At 40.8% G+C, this 292-nt stretch carries 1 protein-coding gene; it reads right to left on the bottom strand.

The features are described 5' to 3' along the window. A partial coding sequence (locus AC04NP_RS30790; protein ID WP_482863971.1) for a hypothetical protein occupies positions 1-292 on the bottom strand: 292 nt, incomplete at both ends.

The following is a 292-nucleotide window of genomic DNA, read 5'->3' as shown; positions in this document are numbered from 1 at the left end:
CTGTTTCGCTGTAAAACATCGGTATGCACCGCATGACCACTGAATTCACCGGGCCCTTTACCTATCCTGCCAAACCTAAACAGCATTTTTTCTGTCTTGAGGTCGATCAAATTGAAGATATAACCGTTGTATTTATCCCTTAATAAGAGCAGTGAGTCTATAACGATCATTTGCAGTACACGTCCCAAGCTATCGCTGGGAACAGCCATTACCTCAGAAATTGTTTCTACTTGTGTGCTAAACAGGCTTAAAGGACTTAAATCAAAAGTGACTTTAGTCTCTTTATTGGTTG

The organism is Agaribacillus sp. DX54 (assembly GCF_056858335.1).
This window is presented reverse-complemented; position numbering and strand designations above follow the sequence as displayed.